Here is a 14,222-nt window from a genome sequence, read left to right as displayed (position 1 = left end):
ATTGACCATGGCTGCCGATCTGCCATCGGGAGCAGGTGCGCAAATTCCTGGCCATGGCGGTCTTCCTCTCGCCGCTGCTCTGGGCAACCTGGGGCTGGCAACCGCTGCCGGTCGCTTCCGGGCGGAGCCTTGTACGTATCGACATGCTTGCAGCGCCGGATCAGGTTCCTGCGCCCGAGGGCAAGGCGCTTGGCCCGTTCACGATGGCCGGGCTCTGGCGCCTGTCGTCCGACAATCCGCGCTTCGGGGGGTTCTCGGCGTTGGTGCCGCTGCCCTCGCAGCAGTTCCTCGCGGTCAGTGATCGCAATGGCTGGCTGCGCTTCGCTGGCCCGGAAAAGCCGGGTCGCTACTCCCTGCCAAGCGGGGCAACGCTGGTGCGCCGCCTGACCAAGGGGCGGCGGCACGAAAATTTCGATGTCGAAGCTGTCGTGCGCGATCCTGCCGATGGATCGCTATGGTTCGGCCTGGAAAGCGAATGGCATGTGGCGCGGATCGGCGGCGGCGATGTCCGTGCGCGGTTTGCCGGCATACCCCAGATCAAGGACTGGCCGGTGAATGGCGGCGTCGAAGCCATGGCCCGTCTGGCCGATGGCCGGTGGATCATGCTCTGCGAATCCTGCGGCTCAGGCCGCGGCGGCTTGCATCGCGGTTTGCTGTTTGCGGGGTATCCCGGCCTGTCGGCAGCGCAGAACTTCGGCATCGTCGTCCCGCCCGGGTTCGATCCGGTAGACATGGCGCAACTGCCCGATGGGCGCGTGCTGATTCTGGTGCGGCGATTCAATCTGTTTCCGCCGCGCTTCACCAATCGTCTCGTCCTGGCCGATTTCGCCCGGCTCGATCCGAAGCGTCCGCTCGGTACACGTGAGCTTGCGCGCATCGAGGGGCCGACCTTGCGCGAGAACTACGAAGGTATGGCTATCCGCGAGGAAGCGGGCGGGCAGCTGGCGGTGTGGTTGCTGTCTGACGCCAATGATTCGGCGTTCCAGGAGACGCGCTTGATGCATCTGTTGCTCGATCCGGCGAAGCTGCCGGACACGCGCTGAGCCTCACAGACCAAAAGCCCCCTTTCCGCCGGGGAAAGAGGGCTTTGGTAATCCGATCCCTTGCGGGAGGTGGATTTAAGCGGCGGCCGCCTTGACCAGATCGCGCTTCACCTTGAGGGCGCGCGAGCTGAGCTTGGTGTCCGACTGCTTGAGCAGCCAGTTATCAAGACCACCGTTGTGTTCCACCGAACGCAGACCATGCGTCGAAACGCGGAACTTGAAGCTGCGGTCCAGCTTCTCGCTCATCAGCGTCACGTTCTGCAGGTTGGGCAGGAACAGGCGCTTGGTCTTGTTGTTGGCGTGGCTTACGTTGTGACCGACTTGGCGGCCCTTACCGGTCAGTTCGCAGATACGCGACATGGCTAAAACTCACTTCGCTTGTTCGATAACACTTATCGGGAAGGCGCGGCTCATATCGATTCACGGCATGAAGTCAAGGATTCGGAGTTTGAAAGCGACGATCCGCCACTTATACCCCGCGCCATGACCCGATGGCCCCTGCCCGAACCGATGCGCGCCGCCCTTGATGAGGCTCTGCGCGCGCAGGGCGAGGACGAAGTGCCTATTGGCGCGGTGATCGTCAAGGACGGCGAGGTGATTGCCGCTGCGCACAACCAGCCGCGCGGGCAGTGCGACCCGACCGCCCATGCCGAAATTCTGGCGATTCGCGCCGCAGCCAAGGCGCTGAGGCAGGAGCGACTCGATGGGTGCGACTTGTGGGTGAGCCTTGAGCCTTGCGCGATGTGCGCCGGCGCCATCGTCCACGCCCGCATTGCCCGGGTCTATTATGCCGCGCCCGATGCCAAGGGCGGTGCGGTGGAGCATGGGGCCAGAGTGTTCGACCAGCCCACCTGCCTGCACCGGCCCGAGGTCTATTCGGGCATTGGCGAGGACGAGGCGGCGAACATGCTGCGCACCTTCTTCCGCGAGCGCCGCTAGAACGAGCGCCAGATTTTCACCGGCACCGAATCGGCGGGGCCATTGCCTTCTGCGCAGCGTACGGGCCTAAGCGCGCGCGAATGGCAGACGTGCACTTCGCGCAGCCAGCCGTTGTTGCTGATCAGAAGCTTGATCATGGCGGGCCGAAGACGAGGGTTGGCGATGACCAATGCCTGGCGGACAAGCCCGGCGTTCAGCCCCTCCTTGCGTGACAGGCGAGCCATGTCGGGGAACTGCATCGCCTGAAACAGCGCGCGGCCCTTGTCTAGATAGGCGGCGGGGTCGCGGGTCATGCAACTGCCGTGCTTGGCCCATTCGTGCATTATTAGCTGCGCGGACGGCGTGGTGCACATGTTGCGGCGCAGGGTTTCGGCATCGGGCAGGCGGCGCACCGGGCACCACTGCGGATAGGCCCCGCGCGCGCCTTCGGGCCAGAGGCCGTGGAGGACGAAGCCGAACCGTCCCATCGCGCCCGAACATTGCGTGGCATGTACCGGATCGGTCTTGCGCGTGCGGCAGAACTCGGGCGACCAGCTGAGCGCGAGGGTATAGCCGGTGACCGGCACAACGCGCGGCGGGGCGTCCGGCTCGGGCAGGAGCGGAACCGACACTTGCGGCGGCACACGGCACTGCCAGCCCTGCGCGGTCGCGGGGGTGGACAATGCAAGCGAGGCCAGCACGAAGGTCTGTGCCGCAAGTCCGCGCACGTCAGGCGGCCTTGTCGCGCTTCAACCAGTTGTTGGAGGCGGGCAGGAACATCAGTACGCCTGCCGCCACGGCCAACAGCACGGCGAGGGTCGAGAACACCGCGAATGGCACGCCGATCAAGGCCGCTACCGACGGAATTCCGGCAAGCCCCGCCACGTCGAGAGCCAGCAACACGACGAGAAACCAGCGGGCAAAGCCGAGGCGTGCGCGTGATACGGCAACGCCGAGGCCGATCAGCACCAATGCATTGGCAAAGGGGCCGATCAGGATCGTCTGTGCGGAAAGGCCGGTGATCTTGGCCATGACATCGAGGTGCAGTGCCACCGTAACGATGCGGACGAACTGGCTGGCGATAAGGGCATATTCAAACCAGCGGATTGTGTTGGGGCGCATGGGGCGTGTCCTGTTTGGAAGCTTCAGCCCAGCGGCGTGAAGTCGAGGCCGATGTCGGCGGCAGGCGCGCTCTGGGTGAGGCGGCCGACCGAGACGTAATCGACGCCCGAGGCTGCGATTGCGCCGATGGTGTCGAGGCGGACCCCGCCCGAGGCTTCGCACGGCACGCGGCCTGCGACGAGTGCCACGGCTTCGCGCAGCAGGTTCGGCCCCATGTTGTCGAGCAGCAGGCGGGTGGCGCCTGCAGCCAGTGCTGGTGCGATCTGGTCGATATGGTCGACCTCGCAGATGACGTCCTTCACGCCAGCGGAGAGCGCACGGCGAACCGCTTCGCCGACGCCGCCTGCGACGAGGACGTGGTTGTCCTTGATCATCGCGGCGTCCCACAGGCCCATGCGGTGATTGGTGCCGCCGCCGGTGCGCACGGCGTATTTCTCGAGGTGGCGCAGGCCGGGAATGGTCTTGCGGGTATCAAGCAGGCGGGCCTTGGTCTGGCCCATCGCATCGACATATTGCCGGGTGAGCGTGGCGACGCCTGAAAGGTGTTGCACGGTGTTGAGCGCGCTACGTTCGCCCGTCAACATGGCGCGGGCATTTCCTTCGAGGCGCATCAGGTCCGAACCGGGAGCAACGCGCGCACCTTCCTCCACCAGTATCTCGATGGTCATGGCGGGGTCGAGCGCGCGAAAGAAGGCGGCCGCGATGGGCAACCCGCAGACGATAATCTCATCGCGGCTGTCCATCACGCCGGTGAAGCGCGCATCGGCCGGAATCACGCTCTCACAGGTGACATCATGCCCGCCGCCCGGAAGGCCCTTGCCCAGATCTTCGGCCAGTGTGGCGGCGACAAATGCTTCCAGATCGAAGCCGGGGATTTCAAATTCTGCCAAGTCACCCACTCCGTTCGTCCTGAGCCTGTCGAAGGGCGCGCGCAGCGCGTGCACTACGAACGCTGCATTTGCGTGAGGTCGCTACTGTTTCGCGGGTCCTTCGACAAGCTCAGGTTGAACGGGATCTGGGTATTTTGGCAGAGACGACGCTTAATGGACGAACCTTGCCACCACATCGCGGTATGAGCGGCTGACCTTCACTTCGGCACCTGATTCAAGCACCAGGAAGCATTCGCCGTTGGTGTGCGGGCGAACCTGGCGGACCTGATCGAGATTGACGATCTTCGAGCGGTGGACGCGCTGGAACACGCGCGGATCGAGGCGGCGTTCGAGGTCTTTCATCGTTTCGCGCAGGATCAGCGAATTGTCGCCGGTGTAGATGCACATATAGTCACCCGCGGCCTCGATGCGTTCGATTGAATCGACATCGACGCGGAAGATCTGGCCGCGATCCTTGATATTGATGAGCTTTTCGAAGCGGCCCGCGACAGGCTCGCCCTCTTCCTCCATCTCTGGCATGGAATCGGGCGCGACTTCTGCGAGTACAAGCTTGAGCTTGTCCGCCTCTTCGCGGCCACGCTTTTCGGCAAGCCGGGTGCGTGCGCGGTCAAGCGCGTCGGCCAGCCGGTCTACTTCCACCGGCTTGAGCAGATAGTCGACCGCGTTGGCCTCGAACGCCTTGATTGCGTGCTCGGAATAGGCGGTGACGAAAACGAACAGCGGCGGATCGATCTCCATCACGCCCTTGACCACCGAGAAGCCGTCGAAACCCGGCATCTGGATGTCGCAAAACACGAGGTCGGGCTTTTCGGTCTTGATCTTGCGGATGGCCTCGCGGCCATTCGAGCAAGTGTCGATCACTTCGACATCGGGGAAGGCCTCGAGGCGCAGTTGCAGCCCCTGAATGGCCAGTTTCTCGTCGTCGACGAGGATCGTGCGGATGGTCATGCGGTTCCCTTATGGATCACGTTGCGCCCCCGTGAGTTTCCCCTGTTGGTACGCGCCCAATGGCAGGACGGTGAAGCGGGCGACAGGTTCCCGAAATCATGCCGTCACCCCGCTGGCAATTCCTGCCGGACGGCGGGCTGGAATGGCGGCGGGTGCTGGTTCGCGCGGTTCAAACGGCAATTCGAGTATAACCTGAAAGCCCCCTTCCGGGCGGTTTGAAATGTCGAAGCGCTGGTTCTCGCCATAAGCCTGGGCCAGACGATCACGGATGTTGGCGAGGCCGATGCCGGTCGAGTCCGTGCTTGCGCCGAACACTGTCGAAGGGTCGGTCCCCGGTTGCAAGCCCGGACCGGTGTCGGACACGGTAACCCGCAGCATGGGGCCGACGAGTTGTGCCTCGATGGTGATTTCCGCGCCATATTCGAGCGGGCTGACCGCATACTTGATTGCGTTCTCGACCAGCGGTTGGAGCAGCAGCGAAGGCATCAGCGCATTGCTCACCGCGTCGTCGATGCGAAATTCGGTGCGCAGGCGCTCCTCGAAGCGCATGAGTTCGATGTCGAGGTAGAGCTTGAGCGTCTCGATCTCCTGCGCAACGGTGACGCGGGCAGTAGGCTCGTTCACCAGTGTATAGCGCAGGAACGAGGACAGCCGCGAGAGCATCGCATTGGCGGGTTCGGTCTGCTTGAGCAGGACCAGCGTCGAGATGGAATTGAGGGTGTTGAACAGGAAATGCGGGTTGAGCTGGTAGCGCAACATCGCCAGTTGCGCGCTGGTGGCCTGCGCTTCGAGCCGCATCAGCTGGTCGTTCTGCTCTTCTACCTGCAGGAAGAAATTGATCGCGTAATAGAGCCCGGTCCACGAGATCAGCAGCGTCAGGTCGAGATAGAACACGCCCACGAACAATTGCGCGAAGCTGGCATCGCCGCCTGCGCGGTAAAGGCTGATCACCCATGAATCGATAAAGGCGTAAAGGCCGACGGCCAGCGCCAGAACCAGCGCGGTGATCCCCCAGGTAACGACCGGCCGCCGGTTCATCACCGCGCGGTAGATCACCGACATGATCAGCGAGATCGAGAAGCCGGTGATCGTGGCGATCACCACGATGACAAGGAACGACCACGGCTGGGCATTGGCGATGGACGACACCGCGCGCAGCAGCATCGCGCCGCCCCAGCCAAGGAACTGCAGGCGCCAGAAGGCGCGGTTCTTGTTGCCGAAGAACGGCGTCGGTCGGAACGGCAGCGCGGCCATGAACGGGTTGTAACGGGTAGCGGTCAGGGAAGCTAGCCTTTGCCCACGGGTAGAATGCGAGGGTGTGTCATCCCTTGCGAGCGGCGTCGATGGCGGATTGAAGCTCTTCAGGCGGGACCGCGCCGTGGATCAGGCGCTCGCCGATCACCCAAGCAGGCGTGCCGTTGACGCCAAGCTGGCGGGCGAGGTCAAGATTGCGCTTGAGTTCGTCATCCACATCGCTGCGCGCGGCGAAAGTGCGGGCGGCGGCCATATCGAGGCCTGCTGCACCGGCTGCGGCGGCAATGCTCGCCTCGCTCGGGCGCGGGCCTTCGAACATGCGCTGGTGATAGGCGGGATACTTGCCTTGCGCGGCGGCGGCGAGCGCCATGCGTGCGGCAGGCGCGCTTTCGGGCGCGATGATCGGCAGCTCGCGCACAACTACGCGCAGATCGGGGTTGCGGGCGATCAGGCCTTCCAGCGCCTTCACGCTCTGACGGCAATAGGTGCAGGCAAAGTCGGTGAATTCGACCAGCGTGACCTTGCCGTTCGGATTGCCGAGAACCGCGCCGGGGAAGGGCGTTTCCAGAGCGCCGCGCATCGGGGCGATCTGAGCTGCGGATTCGCGCTGTTGCAGGCGCTCCATGGCCTCGGGCAAGACTTCGGGGTGTTCGAGGATGTAGGCGCGCACCAGGCCTTCGATTGCCGCGCGCTGCTTGCCGTCGATCCCGGCACTGGCGAGCGAGGCTTCAAGTTGCGAGTCCTCGATTCCCACAGTGGCGGAGCGGCGGTTTTCATACCACCAGCCAAGACCAGCACCGCCAATCGCAAAGAGCGCCGCGACGAGCACGAAAGCGCCGATGCGCCGGGGTGGAGTGTCTGCCATCGACTGCGGGCCTAGCGCGACTTGCGCTGGCGTTCCAGCATTGCGCGCGCGGACATCGCGATATCCTGCGCGCGCAACCAGTCGGGCGTGCCCTTGGGCAGCGCTGCCTCGGCGGCTTCGGCACTGCGCAGTGCCTCGGGCAGGCGCATGTTCATCAGCTGCTGTTCGGCGCTGGCGAGGCGCGCGCGGGGGATGTCGCCCTTGGCCTCATAGACGACGCCGAGCTGATACCAGGTGAACGGGTTGTCCTTGTCGCGTGCGACGGCGGTCTTCAGCACCTTTTCGGCCTCTGCAAAGTTGGCAGCGTTCTCGGTGGCGATCAGTGCATGGCCGAAGGTCGTTGCGATCAGCGGCTCGTTGCCTGTTTCCGCCGTTGCCTTGCGCAAGGGATCGAGCGCTTCGGCGGGTCGGCCGGATTCCAGCAGAATCTGGCCTTCGAGTTCGAGGAAGTAAGGATTGGCCGGGTCCTGTGCGATCAGCGCCTTGGTCTCCTCGAGCGCCTTATCGGCAAACGCCTCCTTGTGGAAGGCATAGGCGCGGGCATAGCGGGCAGGGGTGTCGGTCAGGTATTCGGGATAAGCGCGCAGCGTGTCCTGCGGCTCGGCGAGGTAGCCGTAGAGCTTGGCCTTCACGCGCAGGAACCGCGTCTGGAGGTCGGCAGGCGGCGGGGTGTTCCATGCCGGATCGTGCTCATAGGTGTCCTGCAGCGTGGTCAGGCGGTCCGAGGTCATCGGGTGCGAGCTGTAGAATTCCGCATCGGGATTGCCGCGCGCGTTGTAACCATAGCGGAACTCCTGGTTCTGCAGCTTCTTGAAGAAATCGATCGATCCGCGGCCGGAAATACCTGCCTTGGACAGAAACTGCGCGCCTGCGGCATCTGCCGAGGATTCCTGCGCGCGGCTGAAGGCGAGGACTTTGCCCATTGCTGCCTGCTGGCCGGCCATGAACACGCCCAGTGCGGCATCCGGGGATCCTGCGGCTGCGGCCAGTCCGCCCAGCAGGAGGCTGAGTACCGTAATGCCCGTCGCAGGCTTCGTCGCCTCGTCGAACCGGATGACGTGGCCGCCGGTAATGTGGCCGAGTTCGTGGGCGATCACACCCTGCAGTTCGTTCACGTTGTCGGCCGCGCCGATCAGGCCCGAATGGATGAAGATCGCCTGCCCGCCCGCGACGAAGGCGTTGATCGAGCCATCATTGAGCAGGACCAGTTCGACCGCGCCGGGATTGAAGCCTGCCGCCTTGAAGATCGGGGCGGCGGCATCGCGAAACAGGGCCTCGGTTTCGGCGTCGCGCAGCACCGATTGCGCGGCGGCTGGCTGGATGCACAGCGCCAGCGCGGCAAGCGCGGCTGCCGTGCGTTTGAGGCAGCGGGTGATGATCGAAGCCGGATTCACGATGCCGGGACTATCGCCCCGCCGCCTGAACCGCAACTGAAGCGGGCGCGGTGACCTTGGTGAGGAACGGCAGGACTGCATCGAGCGCGCGCCGGTCCCGCGAAAAGGGCCGGGCGAACTGCATGATCAGCCCCTCGTGGCTGACCCCGGACAGCAAGACCGGCGTGTTGGGCGTGCCCGCTTCGGTCAGAAGGCGGGCGAGGATCTTCGAGTTTCGCGGCTTCACCCGTGTGTCGGCGTCCCCCGTCACCAGCAAGATGGGCGGCGCGCCCGCGCGAACGAAATTGATCGGCTGCGTCATCGACGGATCAGGAGCCTCGCCGAAGCTGTCGATCGTGGCATCGGTGTCGAAGGGCAGGAAATCGAACGGGCCTGCGAGCGCCACGGTGCCGCGAATTACCACCTGGTCGAGGCCGACGCCTTGCAGCCACTGGCGGTCAAGCGTGAGCATGACCGCGTTATAGGCCCCGGCGGAGTGGCCCATCAGCGCGATGCGCGCAGGATCCCCGCCCAGCTTCGCGGCGTTGTCGTGGACCCAGCGCAGCGCCAGTGCCCCGTCTTCCAGCATGCCGGGGTAGCGTACCTGAGGATAGAGCCGGTAGCCCGTGAGCACGACGGCATAGCCCTGCGCGCAGAGCGTGCGGGCGATGAATCGGTAGTTGCGCGGATCGCCACTCGCCCAGCTGCCGCCGTGGATGAACACGACAATTGGCAGTGGGCCGTTGGCGCCCTGCGGCACAAACATTTCGAGCTTTTGCGCAGGGTCCGGCCCGAAGCGCGTATCGGCAACCCGGCGGATCGCACCGTCGCCGCCGTTCAGCAGCTTGTCCGCGCCATCGAGCACGGCAACGGCGTTGTTTTCGAGCGCGTGGCGCAGGGCAACCACGCCGAGGACCCCAAGCAGGACCAGCGTAATGGCTGCCCAGCCGATCCAGCCCATCCGCAGCCTGCCTTTCTTCACCGATACCATGGGGCACGGCTAGCAGGGTGGCCCTCGTCCGAAAAGCGGTCAGTGGGTCAGGTCAATGACTGACCAGATTACGCGCGGCTCGCTCAAACAGCGCGGCGTCTTCGGTCACTTCGCCAACTGCTACCACTTCGCCCGTGGCGAGGCGGCGGACCATTACGAGCGCGAATTCGGCGCCTTCTGCGAGGGCAATTTCGGCAACCTTGCGCTGCGGTAATGCACGCAGGGATTCGGCCAAAGCTTCGGGTCCGCGCTTGGCGAGTGCCTTGCCCGCTTCCTCGCGGCGCAGGCGGCGTTCGGTGTTGACCACGCCCTTGAGCCCGCCGGGGGCTTCGGAAAGGTAGGCGCCAAGCGTGCCACGCGCCAGGCCGATGCGCTGCGCGTGAGTCAAAGCGGCGGCATATTCGGTGAGGCGGGTCTTGTCGTAGTCCGCGCCGAACACGAGCTTGACCACAGGTGTCATCGGCGCGCGTTCCTGCACGGTCAGGCCGGCATCTTCGAGCAGTTCGGCAAAGTCTTCGGGCGCGCCTTGGGCAGCAAGCGCGAAGTCCCACGCGCGGCCGATTGCGGCATAGAGCGCGCTGCGAGTGCGGTCCTCGCTTGAATTGGCGACGAGCGCCAGTTCACGTGCGGAGGCCAGCCAGTCGGCCAGCTCTTCCGGCTCCGGCTGGGTCGCTGCAGGCCCGAGCGGCAGGATATCATCGTCGAGGCCAAAGATCGGATCGGGGATGCTGCCAGCGTCGAGCGAAGCCGGGCCATCGGCCCAGGCGTCGGTCGTTTCGATCAGCGGGCGGCGCGGCTGGGCCTTCAGCGGCGCACTGTCGAGCGCCTGTCCGATTTCGAGCAGCAGTTCGTCGGTCGTGGCCTGATCCGCCATTTCCTTCCAGTTGATCACGCCCATGATGTAGTCGATCTCGGTCCCATCGGACGAGAACGGCAGGAGGATGCCGCGATAGAGGATCGTGCGGCCGTGCTGGTTGACGAATTCCGCTTCGAAACCGATCGGCGCCTGATTGGCGATGATCTGCATATAATGATCGGTGATGCGCGAGAGCAGCGAGCGGCCCGGCACCTGGCTCAGCCGTGCAATCGAGCTTTCGGTGCCGCATTCCTCGGCCAGCTTTCCGCCGACGAAGGAGATCGCGGGGTCCTCGATGCCTTCGTCGAAGTGCAGCAGCACCGCGTTTTCGGCAAAATCGGGATAGACGCCATCGAGGAGCGTGGCGACCGGAGGGAAACTGTTCTGCCCGAGCAGGCCCGCCCAATAGTTGTAGGCGCGCACTTGCATGCGGCGCTCGTCCTGCCCGACCGGCGGCGGCGGATCGCTCGCCACCACGTCGTCCTCAAACCCCGAAAGGTCGAGTTCGGCATCGACATCGTTCCGGTCAAATCCGCGCAAGGTATCCATCAGGCTCACCAAGTCCCCTTCTTCGGAACCTGATCTGGCGCAACTTCGTAAAAATGTGCTTAAGTTGCGCCAGTGATGGTGCGCCGCCTATCCGCGAGCAGCGATGGCTGCTGCCTTGGCGAGCAGGCTCTGGGCTTGTGCAAGATGCAGTAATTCCACCATTTTTCCATTGAGACGAAGCGCGCCCCTGCCCGCATTGTCAGGGTCGGCGAAAGCCGCAACGATTGCTTCGGCTTCGGTGATATCTGCCTCGCTTGGCGCGAACACCCGGTTGCAGACCTCAAGTTGCGCGGGATGAATCAGCGTCTTGCCGTCGAATCCCGAATCGCGCGCCTGCACGCATTCGGCTTCGAGCCGCGCAGTATCGTCGATCGCGTTGCACACCCCGTCGAGGATGAGCAACCCATGCGCGCGCGCGGCGAGGACGGCCATGGTCAGCACCGGAAGGAACGCGCCCCGGCCCGGAAGCTGGGCAATGCCGCTGTCCTTGGCGAGATCGTTGAGACCGAGGACAAAGCCCGTGAGGCGGGTGGTGGCGGCACATGCAGCGATGCGCTCGAGCGCCAGAATGCTGCGCGGCGTTTCGATCATTACCCACAGCGCGACGTGCGGCGCGAAGCCTGCGGCGTCCATGCCTTCGGAAAGCGCAACGATATCGGCGGCATCATCGACCTTGGGCGCGAGAATCGCTTCGACCGGGGCAGGAGCCAGCGCCCTCAGATCATCATGTCCCCACGGCGTGGACAGACCGTTGATCCGGGCGATCAGGCGGCGGTGGCCGAAGCCTCCGGCCTTTGCCTCAGCTACCAGTGCGGCGCGGGCATCGGCCTTGGCCTCGGGCGCGACCGCGTCTTCGAGATCGAGCGCAACGCCGTCGCAATCCAGCGTGCGGGCCTTGGCCATCGCGCGGGCGTTGCTGGCGGGCATGTAAAGCAGCGAGCGCAAGGGGCGGTCATCAATCACGGTTTGCTCTCCGGTACGGCATCGAGGCGGCCTTCTTCGCGCGTCGGCATAGGCGCAAAAAAGTGCATGGCAAGTGAGGCCAGCAACCAGACGGCGGCGGCGTGGAGCGCGGTCTGCAGGCTGGCGAAGTCGGCCACGCTGCCCCACGCCCATGCACCCAGTGCCATACCGCCGAAGGTGACCGCCTGATAGATCGACAGGCAGCGGCCGAGGATGTCCTCGGGGCTGCGCAACTGCATGGCGACGTTGAGGCTGGTCATCGCGCTGGCCCAGCCCATTCCGCCGAAAAAGGCTGCGACGATCGCCATGGGCACGCCGGTGGCCGAAGCCATCAGCACTTGCGCGGCGGCAAAGATCAGCGTTGCAGCCGTCACCACAGCCTCGCTGCCGAGGCGGCGGCGGATCTTCGAGATCCACAGCGCGGTCACGATGGAGCCGATGCCAAATCCACCGAGCATCAACCCATAATCGAGTTCGCTACCCTTCAGCACATCGCGCGCAATGCTCGGCATCAGGGCCTGCAGGCCTGCCGCGCCGAAGCCGATGGCAAAGCCGCGTATCAGTACCTTGCGGATCGGGGATGAGCTTGCACAGAAGCGCAAGCCTCGCCCGATTGCGGCGAGCATTGGTTCGCGCGTCGGCGGCAGTGATTCGGGGCGCCAGCGAGAGAGCACCACAATCATGCCGAGATAGCTCAGCGCGTTGATGGCAAAAGCGAGGCTGGTGCTCCATAGCGAGATCAGGATGCCGCCAAGTGCGGGGCCGACACTGCGCGCAAGGTTGAAAGAGATGGCGTTGAGCGAGATCGCTTGCGGCAGGTCTGCGCGCCCCACTTGCAGTCGCACCGAGGCCTGCCATGCCGGGCCATTCAGCGCGGTGCCCATGCCCACCATCAAGGTCAGCGCCAGCAGCGACAGCGGCCCGATGCTTCCGGTGTAGGCCAGAGCGGCGAGTGCGGCGGAAACGACCAGCATGCCCGATTGCGCGGCAAGCATCACGCGGCGGCGGTCGTAATTGTCGGCGATGGCGCCCGCAAACATGCCCAGTAACAGGATCGGGATCGTGGCCGAGGCCTGCACCAGCGCAACCAGCACATGCGACGTGGTCAGCTCGGTCATCAGCCACGCCGCGCCGACCGATTGGATCATCGACCCGATGTTCGAGAACAGGTTTGCCGTCCAGATCGCGCGGAAGGCAGGGTAGCGGAACGGCGCAAGCGAACCGCCCGCTGGCTTGATTTCAGCAGGCGGAACCGGCGCGTCGGCCACTAGATGTAGCGAACCTTCATTGTCATGTGCACCGGTTTGCCGGCGCTCACGTCAAACGCTGCGGCATCGAATTTGGGCGGAGCCATCTTCACCGGCGCGTCGCGGGAAAAGCCGTAGCCCTCCTTTGGCAGGAACAGGGTCATGTCCATCTTCTTGTTGCCGTTCTCGTCATGCAGCACGGCAATGGCATAGCGTCCAGCGGGCACGTCGCGGATGACCAGCTGGCGGCCATCGCTGGCCTTGACCGATGCCGTGCGGCGGTCCGGATCGGCATCGCACGCCTTGGGGAACGCTTTGGGCTTCGCGGTCATGCAGGCATAGATCATGCCGGTGCTGTTGCGCATCCCGGTCAGATCGATGGTGACGGTCGTCGTGCCGGGTGCATTGCCGAGCAGGACTGACGGCGAAAGTGCGAGCAGCATCCGGAATGTGGGCTTCATGGTGCGGAAAGTCCCTTGTCGGTGCCGCAGAGCCGGTCCCAGAAGCGAAAATAGAGGCCGTAGTTGCAGCGGTAGAGTTCGTGGTGCCGGTTGTGATGGCTCGCGGTTATCAGCCATCCGCCCAACCGCGAATGAACGAGCGCGCGCGGAAACATCTCCCAACCCATGTGGTTGGTCACGCCCATCACGGTCATTATCAGCAGAACGAGCCCGAGCATCGCGATATGGATGGGAATGAAAAACACCAGCGCCGGGATCAGCAGCGATACGATTGCCGCTTCGACAGGATGAAAGTTCATCGCGGCCCACGCGGTTGGCGGGCGGCTGGCGTGGTGGATCGCGTGGACCGCGCGGAACACGGCAGGCCGGTGCATCCAGCGGTGCGTCCAGTAGAACCACGCATCGTGGATCACGAGATAGGCGAGCAGCGAGAGCGGCATCCACCACAGCGGAAAGGCGGCGGGGTCAGTGTAGATCTTCGTCCAGCCGCGCTGTTGCCAGCCCCAGGCGACGATCCCGGCGGGCACGCCGTAGATCGCGGCGGTGGCAAGGCTCCACGCGATTTCGGAGCGGATCTGCTTTTCCAGGCCCTTGTAGTGGCCGGGTCGCACCTTGTGCGTGGCCCATGCAAACAGCCCGCTTGTGGCCAGATAGCGCACTGCGACGATAAGGGTCATCGCAAGAGCAGAGGCAGCGGCGCTGTTCATCGCCGCGCTATGCCAAGGTTTGCAGGCGAGGGACA

At 64.6% G+C, this 14,222-nt stretch carries 16 protein-coding genes; 2 read left to right on the top strand and 14 right to left on the bottom strand.

Annotated elements, in window-relative coordinates:
- The first annotated feature begins 35 nt into the window (after window positions 1-35).
- Window positions 36-1,043 (top strand): esterase-like activity of phytase family protein, encoded by a 1,008-nt coding sequence (locus tag RM192_RS00160; protein WP_311505469.1) that lies wholly within the window; start codon window positions 36-38, stop codon window positions 1,041-1,043.
- Between the two features lie 75 nt (window positions 1,044-1,118).
- Here RM192_RS00160 and rpmB read toward each other — a convergent pair whose 3' ends face one another.
- Entirely contained in the window at window positions 1,119-1,403 is a 285-nt protein-coding gene (gene rpmB / locus RM192_RS00155) for a 50S ribosomal protein L28 (RefSeq protein WP_268170447.1), read from the bottom strand.
- Window positions 1,404-1,526: 123 nt separating this feature from the next.
- Between rpmB and RM192_RS00150 the strand changes: the two genes are divergently transcribed.
- Window positions 1,527-1,982: a nucleoside deaminase gene (locus RM192_RS00150; RefSeq protein WP_311505468.1), complete on the top strand. Its 456-nt coding sequence runs from the start codon at window positions 1,527-1,529 to the stop codon at window positions 1,980-1,982.
- On the opposite strand, the gene RM192_RS00145 is transcribed toward RM192_RS00150, so the two are convergent.
- From RM192_RS00145 to RM192_RS00085, 13 genes are all read right to left on the bottom strand, one after another.
- Complete coding sequence (locus tag RM192_RS00145; RefSeq protein WP_311505467.1) at window positions 1,979-2,689, bottom strand: ribonuclease T2; 711 nt, start codon at window positions 2,687-2,689, stop codon at window positions 1,979-1,981. The genes RM192_RS00150 and RM192_RS00145 overlap by 4 nt on opposite strands.
- A gap of 1 nt (window position 2,690) precedes the next feature.
- Window positions 2,691-3,083 (bottom strand): hypothetical protein, encoded by a 393-nt coding sequence (locus tag RM192_RS00140; protein ID WP_311505466.1) that lies wholly within the window; start codon window positions 3,081-3,083, stop codon window positions 2,691-2,693.
- Between the two features lie 23 nt (window positions 3,084-3,106).
- Window positions 3,107-3,973 (bottom strand): carboxylating nicotinate-nucleotide diphosphorylase, encoded by an 867-nt coding sequence (gene nadC, locus RM192_RS00135; protein WP_311505465.1) that lies wholly within the window; start codon window positions 3,971-3,973, stop codon window positions 3,107-3,109.
- Between the two features lie 150 nt (window positions 3,974-4,123).
- Window positions 4,124-4,921, bottom strand: a complete 798-nt coding sequence (locus RM192_RS00130; protein ID WP_311505464.1) for a LytTR family DNA-binding domain-containing protein — start codon at window positions 4,919-4,921, stop codon at window positions 4,124-4,126.
- Between the two features lie 96 nt (window positions 4,922-5,017).
- A complete protein-coding gene (locus RM192_RS00125; protein WP_311505463.1) occupies window positions 5,018-6,175 on the bottom strand; it encodes a histidine kinase in 1,158 nt (385 codons plus the stop codon).
- 67 nt (window positions 6,176-6,242) lie between these two features.
- Complete coding sequence (locus RM192_RS00120) at window positions 6,243-7,040, bottom strand: DsbA family protein (RefSeq protein ID WP_311505462.1); 798 nt, start codon at window positions 7,038-7,040, stop codon at window positions 6,243-6,245.
- Between the two features lie 11 nt (window positions 7,041-7,051).
- The gene (locus tag RM192_RS00115) at window positions 7,052-8,434 is read right to left on the bottom strand and encodes a M48 family metalloprotease (RefSeq protein ID WP_409233770.1); all 1,383 of its coding nucleotides are present in this window, start codon (window positions 8,432-8,434) and stop codon (window positions 7,052-7,054) included.
- A gap of 10 nt (window positions 8,435-8,444) precedes the next feature.
- Window positions 8,445-9,404, bottom strand: coding sequence for an alpha/beta hydrolase (locus RM192_RS00110; RefSeq protein WP_311505460.1), 960 nt, complete (start codon window positions 9,402-9,404; stop codon window positions 8,445-8,447).
- 52 nt (window positions 9,405-9,456) lie between these two features.
- On the bottom strand, window positions 9,457-10,809 hold the full coding sequence (locus RM192_RS00105) for a hypothetical protein (RefSeq protein WP_311508535.1): 1,353 nt from the start codon (window positions 10,807-10,809) through the stop codon (window positions 9,457-9,459).
- 87 nt (window positions 10,810-10,896) lie between these two features.
- Complete coding sequence (locus RM192_RS00100; RefSeq protein WP_311508534.1) at window positions 10,897-11,769, bottom strand: CoA ester lyase; 873 nt, start codon at window positions 11,767-11,769, stop codon at window positions 10,897-10,899.
- A complete protein-coding gene (locus RM192_RS00095) occupies window positions 11,769-13,040 on the bottom strand; it encodes an MFS transporter (protein WP_311505459.1) in 1,272 nt (423 codons plus the stop codon). The genes RM192_RS00100 and RM192_RS00095 overlap by 1 nt, the downstream gene beginning before the upstream one ends.
- The gene (locus RM192_RS00090) at window positions 13,040-13,480 is read right to left on the bottom strand and encodes a DUF2141 domain-containing protein (protein WP_311505458.1); all 441 of its coding nucleotides are present in this window, start codon (window positions 13,478-13,480) and stop codon (window positions 13,040-13,042) included. The genes RM192_RS00095 and RM192_RS00090 overlap by 1 nt, the downstream gene beginning before the upstream one ends.
- Window positions 13,477-14,187, bottom strand: coding sequence for a sterol desaturase family protein (locus RM192_RS00085; protein WP_311505457.1), 711 nt, complete (start codon window positions 14,185-14,187; stop codon window positions 13,477-13,479). The genes RM192_RS00090 and RM192_RS00085 overlap by 4 nt, the downstream gene beginning before the upstream one ends.
- Window positions 14,188-14,222: the final 35 nt, after the last annotated feature.

It is taken from the genome of Novosphingobium sp. MMS21-SN21R (genome assembly GCF_031846015.1).
Classification (GTDB): Bacteria; Pseudomonadota; Alphaproteobacteria; order Sphingomonadales; family Sphingomonadaceae; genus Novosphingobium.
This window is presented reverse-complemented; position numbering and strand designations above follow the sequence as displayed.

Excerpts from the sequence above, each read along its gene's own strand:
- rpmB (WP_268170447.1), bottom strand. The coding sequence starts at position 1,403 with ATGTCGCGTATCTGCGAACTGACCGGTAAGGGCCGCCAAGTCGGTCAC.
- RM192_RS00150 (WP_311505468.1), top strand. The coding sequence starts at position 1,527 with ATGACCCGATGGCCCCTGCCCGAACCGATGCGCGCCGCCCTTGATGAG.
- RM192_RS00140 (WP_311505466.1), bottom strand. The coding sequence starts at position 3,083 with ATGCGCCCCAACACAATCCGCTGGTTTGAATATGCCCTTATCGCCAGC.
- RM192_RS00130 (WP_311505464.1), bottom strand. The coding sequence starts at position 4,921 with ATGACCATCCGCACGATCCTCGTCGACGACGAGAAACTGGCCATTCAG.
- RM192_RS00125 (WP_311505463.1), bottom strand. The coding sequence starts at position 6,175 with ATGGCCGCGCTGCCGTTCCGACCGACGCCGTTCTTCGGCAACAAGAAC.
- RM192_RS00120 (WP_311505462.1), bottom strand. The coding sequence starts at position 7,040 with ATGGCAGACACTCCACCCCGGCGCATCGGCGCTTTCGTGCTCGTCGCG.
- RM192_RS00110 (WP_311505460.1), bottom strand. The coding sequence starts at position 9,404 with ATGGTATCGGTGAAGAAAGGCAGGCTGCGGATGGGCTGGATCGGCTGG.
- RM192_RS00105 (WP_311508535.1), bottom strand. The coding sequence starts at position 10,809 with ATGGATACCTTGCGCGGATTTGACCGGAACGATGTCGATGCCGAACTC.
- RM192_RS00090 (WP_311505458.1), bottom strand. The coding sequence starts at position 13,480 with ATGAAGCCCACATTCCGGATGCTGCTCGCACTTTCGCCGTCAGTCCTG.
- RM192_RS00085 (WP_311505457.1), bottom strand. The coding sequence starts at position 14,187 with ATGAACAGCGCCGCTGCCTCTGCTCTTGCGATGACCCTTATCGTCGCA.